This is a genomic window from Pseudomonas sp. AC242 (assembly GCF_979258655.1).
The window spans coordinates 2,978,254-3,002,780 of record NZ_OZ409873.1 but is presented as its reverse complement, the minus strand read 5'-3'; the positions used below and the strand labels follow the sequence as shown (position 1 = coordinate 3,002,780).

Genomic DNA, 24,527 nt, shown 5'->3' with positions numbered 1-24,527 from the left:
CTTGAGGAGTCAGCTAATAGGCCGACTATTGGAGGCTGATAGGCAAAGTCTTTCAGCTTCTTTCGGAGCACTTCACGGATGAGCCGATAGCGGCTGCCTGCTTGAAACATGCGTTGTTGAGCCTCTGCAAAAAACAAAATGTGAAAATCGGGATGACAGGAAGAAATGTTATTGTATAACATAAAATTCGTTTCATTCTGTTTCTACCAGCGTTAAAGCAAAACGCTGGCAGCGATCCTCACATTTCAGCGCATGGAAATTTTGCAATGCCTGCCCGTTCCCACCCCCTGCAACGACGCCTCAATCCGTTGGCCGCCGCGCTGCTTTTTGCGTCGCCGGTATTCGCCGCCGACACCCTCGAACTGCAACCGCAAGTCATCACCGGCAATCCGCTCGGCAGCCAGACACTTGCCTCGCCCTCGACGGTACTTAGCGGCGACGACCTCACGTTCCAACAGAAGGGCAGCCTCGGCGAAACCCTGAACAAGCAACCCGGCGTGTCCTCGTCGTACTTCGGCCCGGGTGCGAGCCGACCGATTATTCGTGGCCAGGACGGTGATCGCATCCGTATTCTGCGCAACGGAGTCGGCGCGCTGGATGCCTCGTCGCTGTCTTACGACCACGCCGTGCCGCTGGACCCGGTCAACGTCGAGCGCGTTGAAATCGTCCGTGGCCCGGCGGCTCTGCTGTACGGCGGCAGTGCCATTGGCGGGGTGGTCAACACCTTCGATAACCGCATCCCGACTGAGGCCATCGATGGCATTCATGGCGCTGGTGAGTTGCGCTATGGCGGTGCCGACACCACGCGCAGCAGCGCCGGCAAACTGGAGGCTGGTAACGGACAATTCGCCTTGCATCTGGACGCTAGCGCCCGCGAGTTCAATGACCTGAAAATCCCCGGTTACGCGAAAACCGCTCGCGAACGCGCAAACGACGACGGCGACTCGAAAAAACATCGCCTGGCCAACAGCGATGGTCGCCAGGATGGCGGCGCGGTCGGCGGGTCGTACACCTGGGATGACGGTTATGCCGGTCTGTCCTACAGCAACTACGATTCCAATTACGGTTCGCCCGCTGAACAAGACGTACGTATTCGCATGCAACAGGAGCACTACGCCTTTGCCTCGGAGATACGCAATCTCGACGGGCCATTCACCTCGATCAAACTGGATGCCGGTTACACCGATTACGAGCACCGCGAAATCGAAGGCGGCGAGGTTGGCACGACGTTCAAGAACAAAGGTTACGAAGCACGGGTCGAGGCGCGGCATCAGCCGTTGGGGCCGTTCAATGGCGTGATTGGTGCACAGGTCAGCCGCAACGAGTTTTCGGCATTGGGTGAAGAGGCGTTTGTGCCGCAGACCGATACCAATGCCGCTGCGCTGTTCATTCTTGAGGAGTTGCAAGCCACCGATCGACTGCTGTTCACCCTCGGCGGACGCCTTGAGCACACCACGGTCGACCCGGACGCGAAGGGTAACGAACGCTTCGCCAGCGCCGACCGCTCCAGCAGTTTCACCGCTGGCAGTCTTTCCTCTGGCGCGGTGTACACGCTGACGCCGATCTGGTCGGTGGCTGCGACGCTGGGCTACACCGAGCGCGCACCGACGTTCTATGAGCTTTACGCCAACGGTGCCCATGTGGCGACCGGCACCTATGAAGTCGGTGATGCCGGGCTGTCGAAAGAAAAAGCCGTGTCCAGTGATCTGGCGTTGCGTTTCGATAACGGCACGCACAAGGGCAGTGTCGGTGTGTTCTACAGCCACTTCTCCAATTACATCGGTTTACTCGGCACGGGCCGCACATTGAATGATGAAGGCGAGGAGGACGCCGATGGCATCCCTGAATACACCTACTCCGGCGTGCGGGCGCGCTTCAGCGGTATTGAGGCGCAGGACCGCTGGAACCTTGGCGAAAATGCCTACGGCAAGTTTGCCCTGGAGTTGTCCGGTGACTACACCCGCGCGAAGAACCTGGACACCGGCGAAGATTTACCGCGAATCGCGCCGCTGCGGCTCAACACCGGGCTGCTGTGGGAACTGGACAAGTGGCAGGCGCGCATCGATGTAGAGCACGCCAGTTCACAACATCGGGTGCCGGATAACGAAAGCGGCACCGACGGCTACACCACGCTGGGCGCCAATGTCGGGTATCACTTTGATGTCGGCCAGAGTAAATGGCTGGCCTTCGTCAATGCCGAGAACCTGACCAATCAAACCGTGCGTTACGCCAGTTCGATCCTGCGCGACATTGCGCCGGCAGAAGGGCGCAGCATTCAGGTCGGATTGCGCACGAGGTTCTGATAATCACTGATTCCCACTGTAGGAGCGGCCGCAGGCTGCGATCTTTTGATCTTTATTTTAAAAGCAAAAGATCGTCCGATCGCGGCCCGAGCCTGCGGCAACTCCTACACGGGCGTGATCAGGTGGATTGGGCGGTGTCGTCATCCGGCACGTCGTCGAGAATATCCTCTTGCCCCGGCAATTCAGTAATCACACTGAAATCCGTCACTTCAACCGCACCCAACCCATACCCCAGCAAATGGAAAGAAAACGCTTTGCGCTCTTGCGGGTTGTCGAAGCTGAAGTTCATTTCCAGCGGCTGCTCGGCGGTTGCCACCATCTCCTGCGGCAAGCCGATCTGCACGTCCTGTTCAAACTCCTTGGCCTTGAGCTGAATGTACGCCGCCTGCTGCGGATCGACCGAGCGCACGGTCAGGCGTACGCGGGTGTGCGAGCCTTTGGGCATTTCCAGGTATTGCGCGCCAATCAGATTGTCGGCCCAGTCATCGTTGATCTGCGCTTGCAGCGGGATGACGTTGGTGCTGCCGAATTGATAGCGATGATTGAGCGGCGTGCGCAACAGCGACAGGTCGAGGGCGTTGGCACGGGCGGCGATCTGTCGGGCCGGGTGGCCGCTGTAGTTGCCTTTATAGATGGCGCTGTCGGCGATGAACCCGGCGCTTTCGTAGTAGCGGCAGCGACGCGGCATATCGCACTCGGAAAAGATCCCCTGACCGTTGTGATAGCGCAGCTTGCCGTTGGTGAACGACATGATTTCGCGGCCGCTGTCATAGTCGCGAAACAGCGAGCGACCGCTCAGGGCGGAAGGCACCGGCAAGTCGAAGTAATCGAGAATCGAGGTGCTCAGATCGACGTGGCCATACACGCCTTTGTTCAGCCGTGGCAGTTGTGCCTGCTCCGGTGCCAGGGTCAGGTTGAAGCCCCACGAAGAAGCCAGGCGGACACCGTCGATGCCGTGGGATTCGTCCGAGGTGATCACCACCAGCGTGTCTTTCAGAACGCCTTGGCGTTCGAGGCCGTTGAGAAACTGCTCCAGCGCATCGTCGAGATAACCGACGGCCGCCTGTTTTGGCGTTTCGTAGCGTTCCAGATATTCCTCGGGTGCGGAGTAGGGCTGATGCGTGCCGACGGTCAGCAACGTCAGCATCCACGGTTTTTTCTGTTTTTTCAGTTGGCCGACATAGTCCAGCGCGCCTTCGAAAAATGCCTTGTCATCCTTGCCCCACGGGAACTCCAGATAGTTGCTGTTGGTGAACCACTCCAGACCGTGCGTCGCATCGAAACCGATGTGCGGCATGATCTTGTCTTTGGCCATGAAACGCAGCCCGGCACCTTGCAAGTAGTGAGTGCTGAAGCCGTGATCTCGCAGTTGCGCCGGCAGGCAGGCCTGATTGCGCTCGTTGAGGGTGAGCATTTCCACGCCTTTGGGCGTGCCGTTGTTGAGCTTGTCGTAATCGCCGCAGAGCATCGCGTACAGACCGCGAATGGTCTGGTGTGTGTGCAGCACGTAATCCGGGGTGTTCATGCCGCGCTCGGCCCAGCGGCTGAGGTTGGGCATCAGGTCTTCCTGATAATGGCTGCTGATCGCCTCGCGGTTGGCGCGGATATAGGCGCCGGGAATGCCTTCCAGCGCGATGATCAGTACGTTGCGCGCTTGCCCCGGCGCGGCCAGCAATTTCTGCCCGTTGAGGTCGACGTCGGTGAGTCCGGCCATGGCCGGCGCGGGTTCTTCGACGTCACCGTCCAGCCACTCCTCGGCCTGGATCTGCAGATCAGCGGCCTCGCTGGCCAGCAACTGGTGTGGCAGGTTGTACTGGCGCCACGGATCGGCTTCGCTCGGCCACAGGTTTTGCGCACCCCAGTGCGCGGCGAACAATAGCAGTGGCGCGCTCCAGGCTGCGCGGGGCAGGGGCGGGCGCGGCATGCCACGGCCGGCAAATTGGGTCAGCAGCCAGAACACCAGAGCCAGCAGCAAAGTGATGCCCAGTGCAGGATGGGCCAGGCCGCCACCGGTGGAATTTTCCACGAACTGCGGATCGATCAGGTAATGAATGTCGGAAGGTGTCGGCAGACGCCCGACGGCGCTGACCAGTTCAGCGGTCGCCACCGCCAGCAAGGCCCAGAACAGCAGCACCGGCAAGGCCAGCCACCACGCCCGGCGATGCAGCAACACCACCAACAGGCTGCCAATGGCCAGATCCGATAAATAGCCCAACGGCGCCGACCAGCCCAGCGCCGCACGCAGGCACACCGGCACCACCAGCACCAGAACAATCAGCGAAAAGAGGCGGGCATGCGGCTGCCGCAACCGGTTAAAAAGAGCACTCACAAAAAAGACCTTCCAGCCATTAAATCGTCATAAAAGTGTGCGCGATGATACCAAGGGTGGGCTGTCTGATCGCCCTTTTAAACGCTCAGCTGATGCGCTGGCGTGCGGGCTAATCAAGGTGATGGTGCGTCCGCAGGCCTGACCGGCCCTCGTGTTGCACGACCATTGGCGATATTGCTGCCGACGGATTTATTGTTTCAGGCTGTTTAAGGTGCCTAACCATCACCGGCATCCAATGTAGGAGCTGTGCAACGCTGCGATCGTTTTAAACCTCACAATCAAAAGCGCGCAGCCCGATTTCGCTCAACAACCCGTGCTATCGATATGCGATAAAGATATTTAATTTCTATTTTTTATAGCGATAAAGTCAGGCCTTTCAGCAAACCACCCCCATGCTGCGAGGTTGTCATGGCCACACCGTTCAAACGTCCCGCACTGACTCTGTTGGCCGCTTCTCTGGTCGCGAGTGCGTTGTTCAGCACCGGCGCTCAGGCCGAAGGCAAGATCAGCATCGCCCAGCAATTCGGCATCGGTTACCTGATTCTCGATGTGGTGCGCGATCAGAACCTCATCGAAAAACACGGTAAGGAACAGGGCCTCGACATCAAGGTCGACTGGAACAGCATCTCCGGCGCCACCGCGATGAACGAAGCGTTGCTCACCGGATCGCTCGACGTGGTTTCCGCCGGCGTGCCGCCAATGCTCACCGTGTGGGATCGCACCAAGGGTAAACAGAATGTCAAAGCCATCGCCGCACTGGGCTCGATGCCCAACTATCTGCTGACCAACAATCCGAACATCAAAACGCTCAAGGACTTCACCGACAAGGACCGGATTGCCGTGCCGGCCGCCGGCGTCGGCTTCCAGTCGCGCACTTTGCAGATCGAAACCGCCAAGGAGTTCGGTGACGCGCAGTACAAGAAATTCGACGACATTTCAGTCAGCCTGCCGCACCCCGATGCGACGGCCGCGCTGATCGCCGGCGGCTCGGAAATCAACTCGCACTTCTCCAGCCCGCCGTTCCAGTACCAGGCCCTGCAGAATCCCAACGTGCACAAAGTGCTGAGCTCTTATGATGTGCTCGGTGGGCAGGCGACGTTCAACGTGCTCTACACCACAGAAAAATTCCACGACGAAAACCCGAAAACCTACAAGGCGTTCTATGACGCGTTGGCCGAGGCCGAGAAGATCATCAAGGCTGATAAGCCGGCGGCGGCTCAGGCGTACATTCGTGTCGAGCAGTCGAAACTGCCGCTGGCTCTGGTCGAGCAAATCGTCAAGGATCCGGAAATCGATTTCACTGTGGTGCCGCAGCGCACCTTCATCTATGCCGAGAAATTGCAGGAACTGGGCGTGCTGAAGAACAAGGCCGACAGCTGGAAGGATTATTTCTTTGAAGAGGCGCATGGTGGGGCCGGTAGCTGAAGAACCCGGCCCGGTGCAGGGGATTTCCGGAACTCAACCGGCAGGCTCGATCAGTCGCGTAATGGGGTGATCGTGCCCCTCGACGTGCCATTTCACCCACAACCGATTGCGTCCGTCGGAACTTTTATCTGGCTCGATGGACAGCCAGTTACGACTGGCAATCAGGCAATTTCCATCGTATCCAATGGCTTGCATTTCGGCAGTAAGGTCGGTGTCGATCTTTTCCCGGGTACCGGTGATCGTTTCCAGGCTTCTGATCGTCAGCACAGGCAGAGGAGGATGGACGATGCCGGTTGAAATCAACTGATGGATGACTTCTGCACCATTGTCGATATGTCGGGGGTTGGCCGAACGAATGACGCTGGCGGCGGCTACATGCACATCCCCGGAGACAATGGTGACTTTGCATTTCGCCAACTTGGCAAAATCGAGCAATCCATTGATCAGTTGCTTACGCTCGTTTTTGTGCGGCTGATGGCGCCAGTGGTCCCGGAAATCATCCTCCGGCCCGATCTCCCCTGGAATCCATCCGATCAGGGCCTCAAGCAGCGCAAGGTTGACGAACGATACCGGAACGCTGGAGATGAACAGCAGGTGTGAAGGTTTGCTGACCGTCAGGCTTTTGATCCAGGTAAACATCTGCGAGATGCTTTTTTGCGACATGATTTGCGTGGGCTGTTTGAGCTGGCCGTTTCTGCCTTTGATGTCGGGCGCGCGTTCAGACCTGAGGTCGGGAACGACAATGGCGAGGCCACCGAGGCCTTCAAAAGCGAAGGTATGCCCTTGACGAGTAATTGCTCCCGGGCGGCTCTCGGTTTCGTCAACCTGTAATTGGTAGAGTCGAAAATAATAACTGGCAATGCGGAACAGCCCCTGGTGTACGGGACTTTCATGCAGGGCTTGAGGATAGGAACCCCAACCGTCAATGATGTCGTGATCGTCCCACATCATCAGGGTCGGAACGCAGCTGAGCATGTTCAGTATCTGTGGTCGGGCCCAGTATCGCGGATAAACACTGGCGAAAAACTCGTCTGCCTGAATCTCCATTTCTTCAGTCCACAGAGTGTCATCGCGATTCCAGGAGAACTGTTTGTACCATTCATTCAAGGGGCCTTGAGTCTGCAACAGTTCATCGCTGTAAATCTGATCGCCTCCCATGACCAACAGATGGTACTCGGCTTGTTTGTGGGTCTGCGCGAGATGACTCCAGCGTTCGGCATAACGATCTGCCAACGAATTGAGGTATTTGACATCCGACACACCGTTGCAGGAGGTGTAAGCGATGCGGGGCGCCTGATCCAGAGGCGGGACGTGAAATGAGCCCGACACATCTCCCAAGTCATAGTCGATCTTCAACTGCGTTTTACTTTGCTGGATCTGCATGTCCAGTCGCCAGACGGCCATGCGCGGTTTGATCAAAGGAATCCGGGCAATCCGTTTGATCGTCGGATTGTGTGCCTGCGCGACCTGCGTAGTGGGTGCCGGCGCGTTGAGGTCTTGCACCAGCAGGGCAGATACACAGTATTTCTGATTCTGAATACCGCGAAAGCTCAAAACCGGGCCAAAGGGACTCATGTTGTCGTCCTCGCTGACAATAGAAAAACGGATGCCACGCAATGCCGTGGTGTCTCCGAGCGTAGTCCGTTTTTGCAAGTAGCGAGGACGCGAGGGGAGCGTTTCAGTTCATGCCATCATCAAAAATGCTTTCGATTGATAACCCGAATGCCCGGGCAATCTGAAAGGCCAGTGGCAGACTCGGGTCGTAGCGTTCGTTTTCTATAGCGTTAATCGTCTGACGCGACACGCTCAGGCGTTCAGCCAGATCGACCTGCGACCATTTGCGCTCGGCGCGCAATTCCTTGAGGCGGTTTTTCATTGGTAACGGCGTCGCGCAATGTGCAGGCCGACAATCCACATCAGACCCATCACCGGCCACACGCACGTCCACGGAATGTGCGGAGCGCCGACGTTTTCCAGAAAACCGTAGCTGAACGTCAGCAGTGCCGAGGCGGCAAAGGCAAAACCCAAGGCTTCGAACTGGATGCGCAGATGCATTTCATCCATGCGCCGCATATTGCGCACGATGGCCCAGCACATCAGTCCCGCCGGAACGATCGGCGTCAGTGCGACGGCCGAGCGCAGTACGATGGGGGCGTCCATCAGGTATTGCGAGGCAATCAATGAGGCTGTCAGGACCAGCATGTAGATGATTAATGCTGCGCCCAATTCGAGGTAGTACCGGTTCATTCTTCACTTCCTATGTAAAAGACCCTTTACATGGTCGCCGAAGATTTATCCGATGTAAAGCACGCTTTCCATCATGGCTGGTAGCCTCGAACAGACTCATGCCGGAGGATTTCGCCTAGGTCAGTAGCTTAAAAGCACACTTTCTGGACAGCGTAATAGCCACTCAGTAGCATTCGAGCCCAACGGATTATCCCTTCGCACGTCGTCCGACGTGGAACGCTCAAGGAATCGATATGCGCGACACCCCCATTGACCAAAAACGAACGATCGTGACCCAGGTCAACGGCGAGATTCGCTATGAAACCCGGATCAGTTTCAGCTCCACGTCGCTCGTCGATGGCGAAATTCGGGTGCATCGTGCTGAAGGCAATCAGCTAGATGTTCCGGTGGCCGGGGCGGACTTCGCTTTGCGCTTTGATCTGGATGGGGTGCATGGAGTACCGGTGACGCAGCAGGCAGCGGTTGAACCGGTTGAACCGGTGCCTGCCGATAACAGCTTGAAGTTATTCACCTCGAAAACCGTGTGGATCACCCTCGGGTTGTGGTTCTTCGTCAGTTCGGTGTTCGGTTGGCTGGGGATTGTGGTGGCAGGCGGATATCTCGGTTACCAGTGGCGTGAGGTGGAAAAGCGCAAGAAACAGTTGGCCAAGGCGCCCGTAGATAAAGCCGTGACCCGTTCCGGCTCGGGGATGTCACGGGAAAGCGTACGCAAGGCATTGGCCCGCAGGCATTAATGTGGCGCACAGCAAAAACAAAAAAGGGGCGGCCTGATCATCGATCAGGCCGCCCCTTTTTTATTGCTGCTCAGTCAGATCAATGCATTTTGCTGTGATCGTGACCTTCGATGTTGGTCAGCGCGCGAACCGGCGCTTTAACCTCGAGGGTTTCTTTATCACCCTTGGCGTTTTCCACGATCAGGGTCAGCGGCACAGTTTCGCCTTCCTTCAACTGAGCGGTCAGGCCCATCAGCATCACGTGGTAGCCGTTCGGATCAAGCTTGACGGCTTTGCCGGCCGGCAGCTCGACAAACTTCACCGGGCCCATGCTCATGACGTCGTTCTTCATGGTCATTTCGTGGATCTGCACGTCTTTGGCCGCTGGCGTCGCGACACTGAGCAACTTGCTGTCGCTGTCGGCGGTGAGGGTCATGAACGCGCCGCTGGCGGATTGGTTCGGCACGGTGGCACGGACCCAGGCATCGTCGACTTTGGTCGCTGCGGTCGCCTGGAATGCCAGACCCAGCAGAGAAAAACCGATGACAGCGCGTTTGAGGTGGTTCAGAACAGGTTGCATCAGCAAACCTCCATAACAGTAAGCAAATCTTCCGTACATTGTTCTGCCGAAAGCGACGTGGACAGACCCAGGCGCAAGCCGCCGTTGGAGTCGTAAACGTAACTGGTGGCAGTGTGCGAGATGGTATAGGTGTCGTCGGCCGGGACTTTCTCGTAGAACACGTCGAATTCCTTGGCCGTGGCCGCGGTTTCCTCAAGCGTGCCGTACAGCGCAACGAACGTCGGGTCGAAGGCTTTCATGTAGGCGTCGAGGATTTCCGGGGTGTCGCGCTCGGGATCGAGGGTGATGAAAATCACCTGCAAGCGATCGCCATCGGCGCCCATCAGCTTTTTGATTTTCGCCGCGCGGGCGAGGGTGGTCGGGCAGACTGCCGGGCACTGGGTGAAGCCGAAGAAGACCATCGGCATCATGCCGCGAAAGCTCGACAGCGTCATGGTTTCGCCATCGGTGTTCTTCAGTTTGAAGGTGCGCCCCATGATCTTGTTACTCAGATCCTTGCCGTACTTGTACGACAGTTGGCCACGGGTGTCGCAGCCGGCGAGCAGGCCTAGCCCGAGCACGCCCATTCCCGCAAGCACCTTGCGGCGAGTCAACAAAGCCGTCATCTAATACCGCCTTTTGCAGCCCGTCAGTCAGCAGGACTGGCGGGGGGTTAACCGTAAAAGCGGCGCATGATACCAAACTGAAGGCAGAGGCCGGCCACGGATCGCCGCACGGCGCAGGATCGAGCGACAAAAGGTGTAAGAAAAAGTGACCACAGCTTACTGCACGCGTGATTCAGCGGCGCTCCAGCCCCCGCCCAGCGCGGTGTACAGATTGACCTCGGCGACCAGTTGCGCGAGGCGATCGGTGATCAGGCCTTGCTGCGAACTGAACAGCGAACGCTGCGCATCGAGGAACGTCAGGCTGCTGTCGACGCCATTCTGATAGCGGTTCTGCGCCAGGTTGTAATACGTCTGCGTGGCTGCGACGAGATCTCGCTGCGCCTGCAATTGTTGCTGATAGGTGCTGCGCGCGGCGAGGCCGTCGGCGACTTCCTGAAACGCGGTTTGAATCGATTTTTCGTATTCGGCCACCGCCACATCTTTCTGTAATTTCGAATAATCAAGACTGGCGCGCAGGCTGCCGGCGTTGAAAATCGGCAGGTTGATCTGCGGCTGAAAGGTCCAGGCGCCAGAGCCGCCGCCGAACAGTCCGGACAGATCGCGACTCGACGTGCCGGCATTCGCCGTCAGGCTGACACTGGGGAAAAACGCCGCCCGCGCCGCACCGATATTGGCGTTGGCCGCTTTCAGTTTGTACTCCGCCTGAAGGATGTCCGGCCGACGCTGCAGCAGATCCGAGGGCAACCCGGCGGGCAGTTGTTGCACCAGATCGCTGGCCAGCGGACGGGCGGGCAGGGTCACTGGCACCGGCGCGCCAACGAGCAAGGTCAGGCTGTTCAAGTCCTGGGCGACCTGGCGCTGGTAGCGCGCCAGATTGGCCCGAGAGCTGTCGACGCTGGTCTTCGCTTGCGCCTGTTCCAGCGCCGACGATTTGCCGGCCTCGCGATTACGGGTGGTCAGGTGCAGGCTCTGTTCATCGGCGGCGAGGGTGTCGCGGGTCAGCTCCAGCAACTCCTGATCGGCGCGCCAGGTCAGGTAGGCGTTGGCGACGTTGGCCACCAGGCTCAGCTCGGCACTGCGCCGCGCTTCTTCAGTCGAGAGCCAGGTCTGCAAGGCCTCCTCGCTGAGGCTGCGCACGCGACCGAAGAAGTCCAGCTCATAAGCGCTGATGCCAAGGTTGACCGAGTACGTCGAATTGATCAGCGCTTTGCCCTGGGTCACGCTCGGCGGCATCCGCTGGCGTAACTCGTTGGCGTTGGCCGACACCGCCGGGAGCAGGTCGGCGCGCTGAATGCGGTATTGCGCCTGGAACGCTTCGACGTTGAGTGCCGCCACGCGCAGGTCGCGGTTGTTGACCAGCGCGCTTTCGATCAACTGTTGCAGCGCCGGATCAGTGAACAGCGTGCGCCAGTCCTCGCTGCTCGTGGCTGGCTGCGTGGCTGCGGGATACTGCGCGGCAGTGGGTGAAGCGGGGCGCTGGTACTCGGGAATCAATGAACAACCGCCCATCAGAATCGCCATGGACAGCAGGGAAAGTCGCAACGTCAACATCGAACTGCCTCATGCATTAAAAGAGCGTTGTGCTCAGGCCCCGGCCATCCATTTCGCCAGACCATGGCGACCACTGACCCCGAGTTTGGCCGTGGCGCGTTTCAGATATGTCTCGATCGAGCTGTTTTTGACTCGCAGTTGTTCGGCCATTTGCGGCACTGTGCCGCCGGTCAACAGGCCCAGACAGACTTCTTTTTCGCGCACTGACAGGGCGATGTCGCTGATCGCCAGGCGTTCATCGAACACCTGCGCCAACGGTGCCTGATCCAGTTCGGCCAGGGGCTGGCGCGGTTGTCTGGCGAGGATTTGCCGGCTGATCTGCGCGTGGCGTTCGATCAGTGGCAGCAAGGTGTCGGACAGGCGCTTGAGAAACGATAGCTCGGGCAGGGAAAACACCCGTTGGGTATGCGGTCGGTAAAACGAGATCACGCAACGGCGATTGGACGTGCGCGAAACCAGATTGCATTGATGTGCGCTGTGTTGCGGATGGCGAGGCTGGAGCGAGGCTTTCAGTTGAATCAGCAGCGAGTCGTTCATCTCGATCATCTTCTGCAGCAGCGGATGATCGTCGGGGCTCTCCAGCGGATCGGGCGCGGCACAGGTCTGCGCCAAACCGGCGCTGCCCAACGGTTTGATGTCGACCACGCTGGCCTGACGCTCATCCAGCGTCCACTCACTGAGATCTACCCGGTTGACCGGCACCAGCGTGTCGACCAACTGGAACATGTTCGTGGCGAAGTGATCATCGCCGGTGCTGGCAATCAACTCACCCAGTTGCCAGTAGAAGTGCGGGTTTTCCATATTACGAATGCTGCCGGTCAGATTCATATCCTTCATCCCTGGTTCAGAGCCATCACTGAATCGTCTGCCGTCTCTGTAAAAGCCGCCCACGCAGTCATTTCTCCTTGAACATGATCTGGAGCGGGATTTAAGCCTATGGATTTGTCCTACGTCTGTAGGGGAAAACAGGGACACAAAGTGCCACTATTTCTGAATATTGGCGCCGGGGTTCTGACGCTGTTGAACGCCGGCGTAACGGCGAGAGTGACTGTTCAGTCACGCTCAAGCCCCGGAAACCGGGCGATGATGAATTCTGATCGGCAGTGCTCGGGTAAATGGCGGCGCTGCTATGTGGTTTTTTTCCTACAAGCTTTTCAGTATTTCCTCTCCGAATTTTTAGACAGTGCCTGCGATAACCACGCCCATAGCGCGTACCAGGGTGGTGGTTGTCCGGGTTTCAGGTGTCATGTCGGTGGCGGGGCCGATGCTTGAATACCGGCAAAATTTCATGAGAAGGACCTTATGCAGCCTACTTCTGCCAACGTGGCGGACGATCTGTCCGTGCCTGTCGAGACATTCGCGCTGACTGCCGCTCAGCGGGATATCTGGCTGGACCAACTGAGCCGCGGAGATTCGCCGCTGTACAACATTGGCGGTTACGTCGAACTGAGCGGGCCGCTGGATCCGGCATTGATGCAATCGGCACTCGAATGCCTGGTTGCGGCGAACGACGCCTTGCGCATTGTGCTGCTGGCGGACGTCGGTCACGACGGGCTACCGTTGCAAGGGTTTGCACAGACGTTGCCGTTGCCCATGCCGCTGTTTGATTTCAGCGGGCACCCCGATCCCCAGTCGGCGGCTCGGGCGCTGGTCGAAGAGCAAATGGCCCAGGCTTATGTGATGAGCGGGCAAGCGCTGTTCCGCTTCTGTCTCATTCGCCTCGATCAGCACCGCCACTGGCTGGCGGCGCAGGCCCACCATTTGATTATCGATGGTTGGGGTTTTGGTCTGCTGTTCAAATCGGTGGGCGACATTTACAGCGCGTTGTCCCGTGGCGAGCGTCCAGATGTGGCGGCACCGTCCTATGTCGCCTTTATCGAAGATGACGCGCGCTATCATCAGTCATCACGCTATGAACTCGATCAGCGCTACTGGCTGGACAAATACCGCAGCCTTCCCGAACCCTTGTTGATTCCCCGTCATCGCGAACCCCTTGACCCTGAAGCGGCGCCGAGTTGCATCCACGTCGAGGCTTTTCCGGCCCTGCTGCACGAGCGCATGAAAGACACCGCGCGACACCTCGGTGGTTCGGCCTTTCACGTATTGTTGGCGGCGCTGCACGTGTATTTCAGTCGTACCGCCCAGCGTGATGAGTGGGTTGTCGGCTTGCCGATTCTCAATCGCTCCGGTGCCCGTTTCAAAAGCACCTTGGGCTTGTTCACCCAGGTCAGTGCGATGCGCATGGACTTTGGCCGTGAGCTGTCATTCGCTGACTTGATCAAGGCGATCGGCGATGGCCTCAAACAGGACTTCCGCCACCAACGCTACCCGCTGAGCGAGATGAACCGCGCGCTGGGTCTGTTACGCGAAGATCGCTCGCAACTGTTCGAGCTGTCGGTGTCCTACGAGCAGGACGACCATGACTACCGTTACGCTGAGGCGCCGGGGCACGTGGTCAAAGTCTCCAACCAGCACGAGGCGACACCGCTGGCCATTCACCTGCGCAGCAACCGTTACAACGACAAGGCCTGGTTGCATCTGGTGTATTCGCCGGCCTATTTCACGGCTGACGAGATCGCGGCGTTGACCGAGCGCTTGTTGCTGATACTGGAGCAAGGGCTGGAGTGTCCGGAACTGGCAATCGCCGATTTCAACCTTAATAGCCCGGCAGAACTGGCCCGGCTCAATCAGTGGAACGACACTCGCGTCAGTTATCCGCAAGGGCAACTGATTCATCAGCGATTCGAATCGCGAGTGGCCGAACAACCGGACGCCGTGGTCGCGACGTGTCAGGGACGAATCCTTGGTTATGCCGAGCTGAACCGGCAAGCCAATGCGTTGGCCCATCATCTGCTGGGCCTCGGTGTGCGGCCGGATGACCGGGTTGCAATCGTTGCCCGCCGCGGCCTGGAAACGCTGGTCGGGCTGCTGGCGGTTCTCAAGGCTGGCGCCGCTTATGTGCCGATTGATCCGGCGCATCCGCCCGAGCGCCTGAGTTACTTGCTCGGCGACAGCGCTCCGGTGGCGATACTGACGCAAAGTGATCTGCGTGATCGCTTGCCCGCCACAGCGCTGCCAGTGATCGAGCTTGATCGCCGAGAATGGTCGCTCGACAACGTGACCGATCCCGACGTGCCGGGGTTGAACACCAACCACCTCGCCTATGTGATTTACACCTCCGGCTCGACCGGGTTGCCCAAAGGCGTGATGGTTGAACACCGCACCTTGGGCAATCTGCTCGACTGGCACTGCGCGGCATTCGCTCTCGGCCCTGGCCAGCACACGTCGAGCCTGGCCGGTTTCGGTTTCGACGCGATGGCGTGGGAGGTCTGGCCGGCGTTGTGTGCCGGAGCGACGTTGCATTTGTCACCCGCGAGCGAAGGCAACGAAGACATCGATGCGCTGCTGACGTGGTGGCGGGCGCAGCCGCTGGACGTCAGCTTTCTGCCAACACCGATTGCCGAATACGCCTTCAGCCAACAACTCGATCACCCGACCTTGCGCACCTTGCTGATCGGCGGTGATCGTCTGCGCCAGTTCAATCGTGCGCAGAGTTTTGCGGTGATCAACAACTACGGCCCGACCGAAGCCACGGTGGTCGCCACCTCAGGTTTGATCCTTCCGGGGCAGGCGTTGCACATCGGCAAACCGGTGAGCAATGCCACGGCTTACCTGCTCGATGATCAGCAGCGCCCGGTGCCGATCGGCATCATCGGCGAGTTGTATGTCGGCGGCGCCGGGGTTGCCCGGGGCTATCTGAATCGCCCGGAATTGACCGCAGAACGCTTCCTCGACGACCCGTTCAGTGCGCAGCCGGATGCGCGCATGTATCGCACCGGCGATCTCGCACGGTGGCGCACCGACGGCAATCTTGAGTACATCGGTCGTAATGATGACCAGGTGAAAGTTCGCGGCGTGCGTGTTGAACCGGGCGAAATCGAAGCCGCGCTCGCCAGCCATGATGCGGTGCAGGAAGCCGTGGTGCTGGTGCGCGACGGCCAGCTGTTGGCGTGGTTCACCGAGCGTGAAACGCTGGACATCCTGCAACTGCACGCGCACCTGACAGCGCGTTTGCCGGCCGCCCTGTTGCCCGCCGCTTACGTCCGTCTGGCGAGTCTGCCGCTGACGGCCAACGGCAAGCTCGATCGCCAGGCCTTGCCGGCGCCGGGGCCGGACGCGTTGATCCGTCGTCAATACGAGGCGCCACAAGGTGACGTCGAAATCGCTTTGGCGCAGATCTGGGCCGAGGTCTTGCAAGTCGAACGGGTCGGGCGTCACGACCACTTTTTCGAACTGGGCGGCCATTCGTTGTTGGCCGTCGGCCTGATCGAACGCATGCGTCAGATTGGCATGAGCAGCGATGTTCGCGTGCTGTTCAGCCAACCGACCCTGGCGGCGCTGGCAGCGGCGGAGGGCAGTGGCCGCGAAGTCGAAGTGCCGGCCAACCGCATTGCCGCCGATTGCACGCACATCACGCCGGACCTGTTGCCACTGGTGCAATTGGATCAGGCGATGATCGAGCGTATCGTTGCGACGGTGCCGGGTGGTGCCGCCAATGTGCAGGATATCTACCCCTTGGCGCCGTTGCAGGAAGGCATTCTCTACCACCACATCACCGCTGCGCAGGGCGATCCGTATCTGCTGCAATCGCTGCTGGCATTCGACAGCCTCGAGCGGGTCGAGGCCTTCGCCGTTGCGCTGCGTCAGGTCATGGCGCGGCACGACATCTTGCGCACGGCGGTGGTCTGGGAGGGGCTGACGTCACCGGTTCAGGTCGTTTGGCGCGAGGCCATTTTGCCGGTGCAGGAAGTCGAACTTGACCCTGCTGGCGGCGCAATCATCGATCAGTTGCACGAGCGCTTCGATGCGCGGCGTTATCGCCTCGATGTCAGTCAGGCGCCGCTGCTGCGCCTGATGTATTCCCGTGATCCCGCGCATAACCGGGTGGTCGGCATCTTGTTGTTCCATCATTTGGCGATGGACCACATTGCGCTGGAGGCGATGCGCGAAGAAATTCACGCCAGCCTGTCCGGGCACGGCGAACCGCTGGCGGCACCGGTGCCGTACCGCAACTATGTGGCGCAGACGCGATTCGGCGTCAGCGAGCAGGAGCATGAAGCGTTCTTCCGGCAGATGCTCGGCGACATCGACGAGCCGACCTTGCCGTTCGCTTTGCAGAACGTACAGGGCGACGGCAGCAACATCGAAGAGGCCGAGCAAGCCTTGGCCAGCGATCTCTATCAGCGTTTGCAGCAGCAGGCACGCCTGGCCGGCGTGAGTGTCGCCAGCCTGATTCACCTCGCCTGGGCGCAGGTGCTGGCGGCGACATCCGGCCAGCAAAGCGTGGTGTTCGGCACAGTGTTGATGGGGCGCATGCAGGGCGGCGCGGGTGCCGACCGGGCGTTGGGGGTGTTCATCAACACCTTGCCGCTGCGGGTCGATGTCGGCGAAGGCGCGCGCGCAGCGGTGAAATCCACTCATGCGCGCCTGACCGCTTTGCTCGCCCATGAACACGCGTCCCTGGCGCTGGCCCAGCGGTGCAGTGGCGTTGCTGCGCCAGCGCCGCTGTTCAGCGCCTTGCTCAACTATCGGCACAGCGATGATGTCGAGCAAAAAACCTCCCGGCAAACCTGGCAGGGCATCGAAACCCTGGCCAACGAGGAGCGCACCAATTACCCGTTTACCCTGAGTGTCGATGACTTCGGCACAGGCTTGCGTCTGACCACCAGAACCTTGTCGAACATCGGCGCGCAGCGGATTGGCGCTTACGTGCAAGCGGCCCTGAATGGCTTGGTCGCGGCGCTGGAGACCGAGCCTCAGCGGCCGCTGAATAGCCTGCTGCCGTTACCGCAGGAAGAACTGCAACGGCTGCTGATCGAGTTCAACGATACGGTGGTCGGCTGCCCGCTGGACCAGCCGCTTCACACACTGTTCGAACAACAGGTGCAGCGCAAACCGAATGCCGTCGCCGTGCAATTCGCCGAACAGCGCCTGACTTATCGCGAGCTGAACGAGCAGGCCAACCGCTTGGCTCATCATCTGCGCGGGCTGGGCGTGCGGCCGGATTCGCGGGTAGCGATTTGTGTCGAGCGCGGGCCTGAACTGGTGATCGGCCTGCTGGGCGTACTCAAGGCGGGCGGTGCTTATGTGCCGCTCGATCCGGATTACCCGCTGCAACGGCTGAATTACATGTTGCAGGACAGCGCACCGGTCGCGTTGCTGGTGCATGCGGCGACGCGTGACCTGCTTGGCGAACCCGGCGTGCCGCTAATCCATCTCGACCTCGGCGCCTGGCAGAACCAGCCGCACGACAATCTGCAGGTGCCAGATCTCGGCGCGGCGAATCTGGCCTACATGATCTACACCTCCGGCTCTACCGGCACGCCGAAGGGTGTGATGATCGAGCACCGCAGCGCCTGCAACATGGTGCACTGGGGCTCGCAGTTGTCGCCGCCAACTGAGCACGGGGCGTTGCTGCAAAAGGCCCCGTACAGTTTCGACAGTTCGGTATGGGAAATCTTCTGGCCGCTCTGCTCGGGCATGCGCCTGGTGCTGGCGCGGGCCGATGGCAACCGCGATTCGGCTTATGTCACGCGAGTGATTCGCGAGCAGAACATTACCGTGGTCAAGTTCGTGCCGGCGTTGTTGCAGCAGTTCATCGAACAGGACGACGTCAGCCAGTGCACCAGCCTCACCGACGTGCTTAACGGTGGCGGCGAGTTGACCGTCGCCCTGGCCCGGCAAGTCCGCGAGCGCCTGCCGTGGGTGCGCCTGCACAACGTCTATGGGCCGACCGAAACCACGGTCGACAGCAGCGGCTGGACGCTGCAACCCGGCGATCCGGTGCCGCCGACACTGGTGCCGATCGGCAAGGCGCTGAGCAACACGCGGTTGTATGTCCTTGATGCATGCGATCAGCCAGTGCCGCTTGGCGTGAGCGGGCATTTGCACATTGGCGGGGTGGGCGTGGCGCGGGGCTATTTGGGACTGCCGCAATTGCAGGCCGAACGCTTTATCGACAGCCCGTTCGTGGCCGCTGATCGCTTGTATCGCACCGGTGATCTGGTGCGTTACGGCGCCGATGGCAACCTCGAATTCCTCGGTCGCAACGACTTTCAGGTCAAGCTGCGCGGGGTGCGCCTTGAGCTGGGCGAGATTGAAGCGCGCCTGCTGGAACACCCGGCCATTCGCGAGGCCGTGGTGCTGGTGCGCGATGAGCGACTGGTGGCGTATTACAGCGTGCGTACCGGGCTGACTGCACCGACGCTTGAGGCCTTGCGAGCGCATGTACTGGCGCAGTTACCGGAATTCATGGTGCCCGGTGCCTACGTGATGCTGGCCGCATTGCCGTTGACGCCTAACGACAAAATCGACCGCAAGGCCTTGCCGGAACCGGGGGCGGAGGCGCTGCTCAGCCGTCCTTACGAGGCACCTGAGGGTGACGTGGAAACGGCCTTGGCGCAGATCTGGGCGCAGGTGCTCAAGGTCGAGCAGGTGGGCCGGCACGACAACTTCTTCGAGCTGGGCGGGCATTCGCTGTTGGCGGTCAGTCTGGTGGCGCGCATGCGTCTGGCCGGGCTGCATGTCGACGCGCGGACGCTGTTCAGCCAGCCGACGTTGGCCGCGCTGGCGGCACAGACCTCGCGGCAGGCCAAGCAGGTCGAAATCGCCCAGACCACCATCCCGAGCCTCAACCGCAAACGCCGCCTCTGACGGCGACCACAATCCCTGTAGGAGCTGCCGAAGGCTGCGATCTGTTGATCTTGTTTTTAAAAGCAAAATCAAAAGATCGCAGCCTTCGGCAGCTCCTACAGAGACGAACAGCGAGCAGGGCGGCTTGTCCCCGCTTCCCATGTCAGACACCCACGCCCCGATGTTTTAGTTTTTCCAGGCTGCGCGCCGCGTGCACGGACTCGCTGCTGCGCGCTCCTTTTTTCCGTATTTACAGCAGGTTACCTCATGCATTTCAGCGAACTGATGGCTGTTATTTCCACCCATGCGATCCGCCTTCAACAGGAAGATGAAGACCTGGTCATTCTGGGCAGCGACGACGCGCTGGATGACGCGTTGTGGGACAGCCTCGCGGCGCACAAGGCGCAATTGCTGGAATTGGTTGCCCAACACGGCGGCGACTGGCTGAGTCCTGCGTTTCGCATCACCCCGGACATGCTGCCGCTGGTGAATCTGCAGCAGGACACCCTTGACCGCATCGTCGCCACGGTGCCCGGTGGCGCGGCTAACGTACAGGACATTTATCCGTTGTCCGCGTTGCAGGAAGGCATGCTCTATCACCATCTCTCGGCTGCTGCCGGTGACCCTTACATCTCGCAAGCGCGCTTCGTGTTCGACAGCCAGCAACGGCTGGACGCTTTCGCCGACGCGCTGCGTTGGGTGGTCAAACGTCACGACATTCTGCGCACCTCGTTCGTTTGGGAATACCTCGACGAAGCGGTGCAAGTGGTCTGGCGCGAAGCGCCGCTGGTGTGTGAGGCAATCCGCGTCGACAGCGGTGCCGACGTGCTCACGCAATTACTCGCACGCCACGACCCGCAGCACTTCCGTCTCGACATGCAGCAAGCGCCGTTGCTGCGCATGGTCTATGCGCAGGATCCTGCTCAGGGTCGCGTCGTTGCGCTGTTGCTGTTTCATCACATGATCATGGATCACGTGGCGCTGGATGTACTGCGTCGGGAAATTCAGGCCTGCCTGCTCGGGCAGACCGCGCAAGTGGCCGCGCCGGTGCCGTATCGCGATCACTTGGCCAAGGCGCGCAGTGCCGGCAATGAACCGGCGCAGGAGGCGTTTTTCCGCGACATGCTCGCCGACATCGACGAGCCGACGCTGCCCTGCGGTCTGCAGGATGTGCAGGGCGACGGCCACGCCATCGAGGAAGCCGCGTTGATGCTCGACAGCCGCTTGAGCCGGCAGTTGCGCGAGCAGGCGCGGCAGTTGGGCGTGAGTGTCGCGAGCCTGACGCACCTGGCGCTGGCGCGCGTACTGGGGCAATTGTCGGGGCGCACGGCGGTGGTGTTCGGCACCGTATTGCTGGGGCGGATGGACGCGGGCGAGGGCGGTGAGCAGGCGTTGGGGATGTTCATCAACACCTTGCCGCTGCGCGTTGATGTCGGTGCACAAAGCGTGCGTGCCGGCGTGCGGGCGACCCATCAGCGCCTGACGGCGTTGCTGGCGCACGAGCAAGCTTCGCTGGCCCTGGCCCAACGCTGCAGCGCCGTCGCGGTGCCGACGCCGCTGTTCAGCGCGATTCTCAACTACCGGCACAGCAGCGTCGAAGAAGTCGCTGACGTGGTCGACATAGCCCCCGGTGTGCAGGTACTCGGCGCCCGCGAGCGCACCAACTACCCGCTGACCATCAACATCGATGACCTCGGCGTGGACTTGCGCATCACCGCGCTGGCGGATGTAGCACTGGGCGCCGAGCGCATGGCGGCTTATTTGAACACCGCGCTGGAGAGTCTGGCGGCGGCCCTGCAATCCAGTGCCGATGTGGCGCTGCAAGAGCTGAAAATCCTCCCCGCCAGCGAACGCGAACACCTGCTACACGACAGCAATTTGCCGCTGTCGCAGTGCCCCGACACCCCGCTGATCCACCAGCAATTCGAAGCCCGGGCACAGGCCCGCCCGGACGCTACGGCGCTGATCTTCGAAGGGCAAACGCTCAGTTACGGCGAACTCAATCATCGCGCCAATCAGGTCGCCCACCATTTGCTGGCGCTGAACATTCGCCCTGACGACCGTGTCGCCATCTGCGTCGAGCGCGGCCCACAAATGATCATCGGTCTGCTTGGCGTGCTCAAGGCGGGCGCCGGTTATGTGCCGATCGATCCGGCCTATCCGCTGGACCGAATCAGCTTCACCTTACAGGACAGTGCACCGGTGGCGGTGCTGATGCAGGCGGCGACACGCGATCGTGTGGCCGATCTCGAGGTGCCGCAGATCGACCTCGACAGCGCTCACCTCAAGGCCGAACTCGACAGCAATCCGCAGATCCCCGAACTGACCCCGGCGCATCTGGCGTACGTGATCTACACCTCCGGCTCCACCGGTCTGCCCAAAGGCGTGATGGTCGAGCACCGCAACGTGGCGCGGCTGTTTTCTGCCACCCACGACTGGTTCCAGTTCAACCAGCAAGACATCGGCGTGCTGTTCCATTCCTTCGCCTTCGACTTTTCGGTGTGGGAGATCTGGGCCGCGCTGGCGTTCGGCGGGCAATTGCTGTTGATCCCGCAAGCCGTCAGCCGCTCGCCGGACGACTGCTATGCATTGCTCTGCGAAACCGGCGTGACCGTGCTCAACCAGACGCCGAGCGCATTCCGCCAACTGATCGCCGCGCAGGGCCGCAGTCAGCTTCAACACTCGTTGCGGGAAGTGATTTTTGGCGGTGAAGCGCTGGAGCCGGGCTTGCTCAAGCCGTGGTATGCGCGGGTCGGCAATGCCGGCACGCGGCTGGTGAACATGTACGGCATCACCGAAACCACGGTGCACGTGACCTATCGGCCGTTGCAGGCTGCCGACGCGCAGTTGCTCGGCGTCAGCCCGATTGGCGTGCGCATTCCCGACCTGCATCTCTATGTCCTCGATGCGCAGCGCGAACCGGTCCCTGCCGGCGTGATTGGCGAGTTGTACGTCGGTGGCGCGGGTGTGGCGCGCGGTTATCTGAATCGCGAAGCACTGACCGCCGAGCGTTTTATCAATGATCCGTTCAGCGAAAACGCCCAGGCGCGGTTGTATAAAACCGGTGACCTCGCGCGCTGGGCCGCCGATGGCAGCCTCGAATACCTGGGGCGCAATGACGATCAGGTGAAGATTCGCGGTTTCCGCATCGAACTGGGCGAAATCGAAGCACGCCTGTGCGCTTGCGAAGGCGTGCGCGAAGCCGTGGTCATCGCCCGTGAGGAAAGCCCCGGTGATCAGCGTCTGGTTGCCTACTGGCTGGCCGACGAAGGCGCCGCGCCGGATGTGGCGCAATTGCGCGATCAACTGCTGGTTTCGCTGGCTGAGTACATGGTGCCGAGCGCCTTCGTGCGTCTCGAGAATTTCCCGTTGACCGCCAATGGCAAGCTCGACCGCAAAGCCTTGCCGGCACCGGACAGCGAAGCGTTTGCCCGACGGGGTTTCCAAGCGCCGGTCGGTGCCGTGGAAAATCTGATTGCCGAACTCTGGCAGACGTTACTCGGTGTCGAGCAGGTCGGTCGCCACGACAATTTCTTCGAACTTGGCGGTCATTCGCTGTTGGCGGTGAAGCTGATCGAACGCATGCGCCAACAGGATCTGCATTGCGACGTACGCGTGTTGTTCGGTCAACCGAGCGTAGCAGCGCTGGCGGCGACCTTGAGCAGCGAACGGGTCATCGTCGTTCCCGACAACCTGATCGAACCGGGTTGCACGCGCATTACTCCGGCGATGCTGCCGCTAGCCAATCTCGATCAGGCCGCGATCGATCGTGTCGTTGCAACTGTGCCGGGCGGCATCGCCAATGTGCAGGACATCTATGGGTTGGCGCCGTTGCAGGCGGGGATTCTCTATCACCATCTGGCCACCAGCGCCGGTGATCCGTATGTGTTGCAGGCGCAATTTGCCTTCGACGGTCTGGCGCAGATCAAAACCTTCGTCCGCGCCTTGAACGGCGTGATCAAACGCCATGACATTCTGCGCACCGGCATTGTCTGGGAAGGGCTGGAAGAGGCGGTACAAGTGGTCTGGCGTGAGGCACCACTGGCGCTGGAACGCGTTGATGCCGATGAACTCGACGGCGACGTGCTGGAGCAGATGCAGGCGCGTTTCGATCCACGCCACTATCGTCTGGACCTCAATCGCGCGCCGCTGATGCGCTTTGTCTACACCGAAGATCAGCCGCACAACCGTTGGATCGGCATCCTCCTGATGCACCATATCGTCCTCGACCACACCGCACTGGAAGTGCTGGTCGCGGAAATGAGCGATGTGATGCTCGGCCATAGCGTCGATCTGCCGCTGCCGGTGCAGTACCGCCACTTTGTCGCGCAGGCGCGGCTCGGCGCCGATGATCGGGTCCACGAAGCTTTCTTCCGCGAGATGCTCGCCGACATTGACGAGCCGACCGTGGCCTTCGGTTTGCAGGACGTGCACGGCGACGGCAGCGCGATCCTCGACAGTCATGCCGAGCTGGACGCAGGCCTCGGCCAGCGTCTGCGCGAGCAGGCGCGGCGGCTGGGTGTCAGCGTTGCCAGCCTGGTGCATCAGGCCTGGGCTCAGGTGTTGGCGCAGGTTTCCGGCCAGCAAGACGTGGTGTTCGGCACCGTATTACTGGGGCGCATGCAGGGCGGAGAAGGTGCAGATCGGGCGCTGGGCATGTTCATCAACACCTTGCCGTTACGCGTCAGCGTCGCTGCTGATGCGGTAGAACACGGCGTGCGTGCCACGCATGCGCGTCTGGCGCAGTTGCTCGGCCATGAGCAGGCGTCATTGGCGCTAGCCCAGCGTTGCAGCGGTGTCGGCGGTGCGCAGACGCTGTTCAGCACCTTGCTCAATTACCGCCACAGTGCGCCCGAGTCGGCCGCCGTAGCGTGGGATGGCGTGCAGATTCTCAGCTCGCGCGAGCGCAGCAATTATCCGCTGGTGGTCAGTGTCGACGACCTCGGCGAGGGGTTTCGCCTGAACGTGCAAGCCGTGCCGCAGGTGGACGGTGCGCGAGTCTGCGATTTCTTGCAAACCGCGTTGCACAGTCTGGTGACGGCGCTGGAGTACACGCCGCAGGCGCCGTTGCAGCAGCTGTCG

13 protein-coding genes (1 of these 13 running past the window's edge) are annotated in these 24,527 nt (G+C 60.5%); 5 read left to right on the top strand and 8 right to left on the bottom strand.

All coding sequences use genetic code 11. The annotated features are described in order from the left end of the window. Positions 1 to 266 precede the first annotated feature (266 nt). Positions 267 to 2,303: a TonB-dependent receptor gene (locus ACZZ0A_RS13350; protein ID WP_463543280.1), complete on the top strand. Its 2,037-nt coding sequence runs from the start codon at positions 267 to 269 to the stop codon at positions 2,301 to 2,303. Positions 2,304 to 2,421: 118 nt separating this feature from the next. Here the strand turns inward: ACZZ0A_RS13350 and ACZZ0A_RS13345 are convergent, their stop codons facing one another. Beyond that, positions 2,422 to 4,632: an LTA synthase family protein gene (locus ACZZ0A_RS13345; protein ID WP_463543279.1), complete on the bottom strand. Its 2,211-nt coding sequence runs from the start codon at positions 4,630 to 4,632 to the stop codon at positions 2,422 to 2,424. A 408-nt stretch (positions 4,633 to 5,040) separates the two neighbouring features. On the opposite strand from ACZZ0A_RS13345, the gene ACZZ0A_RS13340 reads away from it, so the two are divergent. Then, on the top strand, positions 5,041 to 6,057 hold the full coding sequence (locus ACZZ0A_RS13340) for an ABC transporter substrate-binding protein (RefSeq protein WP_007915967.1): 1,017 nt from the start codon (positions 5,041 to 5,043) through the stop codon (positions 6,055 to 6,057). A gap of 33 nt (positions 6,058 to 6,090) precedes the next feature. On the opposite strand, the gene ACZZ0A_RS13335 is transcribed toward ACZZ0A_RS13340, so the two are convergent. From ACZZ0A_RS13335 to ACZZ0A_RS13325, 3 genes are all read right to left on the bottom strand, one after another. After that, positions 6,091 to 7,674 carry an alkaline phosphatase D family protein gene (locus ACZZ0A_RS13335; RefSeq protein WP_141232651.1) on the bottom strand — a complete coding sequence of 528 codons (1,584 nt, stop codon included), beginning with the start codon at positions 7,672 to 7,674 and terminating at the stop codon, positions 6,091 to 6,093. A 61-nt stretch (positions 7,675 to 7,735) separates the two neighbouring features. Continuing rightward, entirely contained in the window at positions 7,736 to 7,933 is a 198-nt protein-coding gene (locus ACZZ0A_RS13330; protein WP_095111858.1) for a helix-turn-helix transcriptional regulator, read from the bottom strand. Beyond that, positions 7,930 to 8,304, bottom strand: a complete 375-nt coding sequence (locus ACZZ0A_RS13325; RefSeq protein ID WP_095111859.1) for a hypothetical protein — start codon at positions 8,302 to 8,304, stop codon at positions 7,930 to 7,932. The genes ACZZ0A_RS13330 and ACZZ0A_RS13325 overlap by 4 nt, the downstream gene beginning before the upstream one ends. A 233-nt stretch (positions 8,305 to 8,537) precedes the next feature. Between ACZZ0A_RS13325 and ACZZ0A_RS13320 the strand changes: the two genes are divergently transcribed. After that, entirely contained in the window at positions 8,538 to 9,038 is a 501-nt protein-coding gene (locus ACZZ0A_RS13320; RefSeq protein WP_463543278.1) for a hypothetical protein, read from the top strand. Positions 9,039 to 9,117: 79 nt separating this feature from the next. On the opposite strand, the gene ACZZ0A_RS13315 is transcribed toward ACZZ0A_RS13320, so the two are convergent. From ACZZ0A_RS13315 to ACZZ0A_RS13300, 4 genes are all read right to left on the bottom strand, one after another. Further along, positions 9,118 to 9,597 (bottom strand): copper chaperone PCu(A)C, encoded by a 480-nt coding sequence (locus ACZZ0A_RS13315; protein ID WP_463543277.1) that lies wholly within the window; start codon positions 9,595 to 9,597, stop codon positions 9,118 to 9,120. Continuing rightward, entirely contained in the window at positions 9,597 to 10,202 is a 606-nt protein-coding gene (locus tag ACZZ0A_RS13310) for an SCO family protein (protein WP_463543276.1), read from the bottom strand. The genes ACZZ0A_RS13315 and ACZZ0A_RS13310 overlap by 1 nt, the downstream gene beginning before the upstream one ends. 156 nt (positions 10,203 to 10,358) lie before the next feature. Next, entirely contained in the window at positions 10,359 to 11,753 is a 1,395-nt protein-coding gene (locus ACZZ0A_RS13305; RefSeq protein ID WP_007915981.1) for an efflux transporter outer membrane subunit, read from the bottom strand. Between the two features lie 33 nt (positions 11,754 to 11,786). Then, positions 11,787 to 12,581 carry a helix-turn-helix transcriptional regulator gene (locus ACZZ0A_RS13300; protein WP_095111863.1) on the bottom strand — a complete coding sequence of 265 codons (795 nt, stop codon included), beginning with the start codon at positions 12,579 to 12,581 and terminating at the stop codon, positions 11,787 to 11,789. A 474-nt stretch (positions 12,582 to 13,055) separates the two neighbouring features. On the opposite strand from ACZZ0A_RS13300, the gene ACZZ0A_RS13295 reads away from it, so the two are divergent. Together ACZZ0A_RS13295 and ACZZ0A_RS13290 are read left to right on the top strand one after the other, a co-directional pair. After that, complete coding sequence (locus tag ACZZ0A_RS13295; protein WP_463543275.1) at positions 13,056 to 19,466, top strand: amino acid adenylation domain-containing protein; 6,411 nt, start codon at positions 13,056 to 13,058, stop codon at positions 19,464 to 19,466. Between the two features lie 246 nt (positions 19,467 to 19,712). Next, a protein-coding gene (locus tag ACZZ0A_RS13290) for an amino acid adenylation domain-containing protein (RefSeq protein ID WP_463543274.1) crosses the window boundary here: on the top strand, positions 19,713 to 24,527 show its 5' portion. Its footprint extends 8,202 nt past the window's final position; 4,815 of the gene's 13,017 nt are visible here — the first part of the coding sequence; the start codon lies at positions 19,713 to 19,715; its stop codon lies beyond the right edge, outside the window.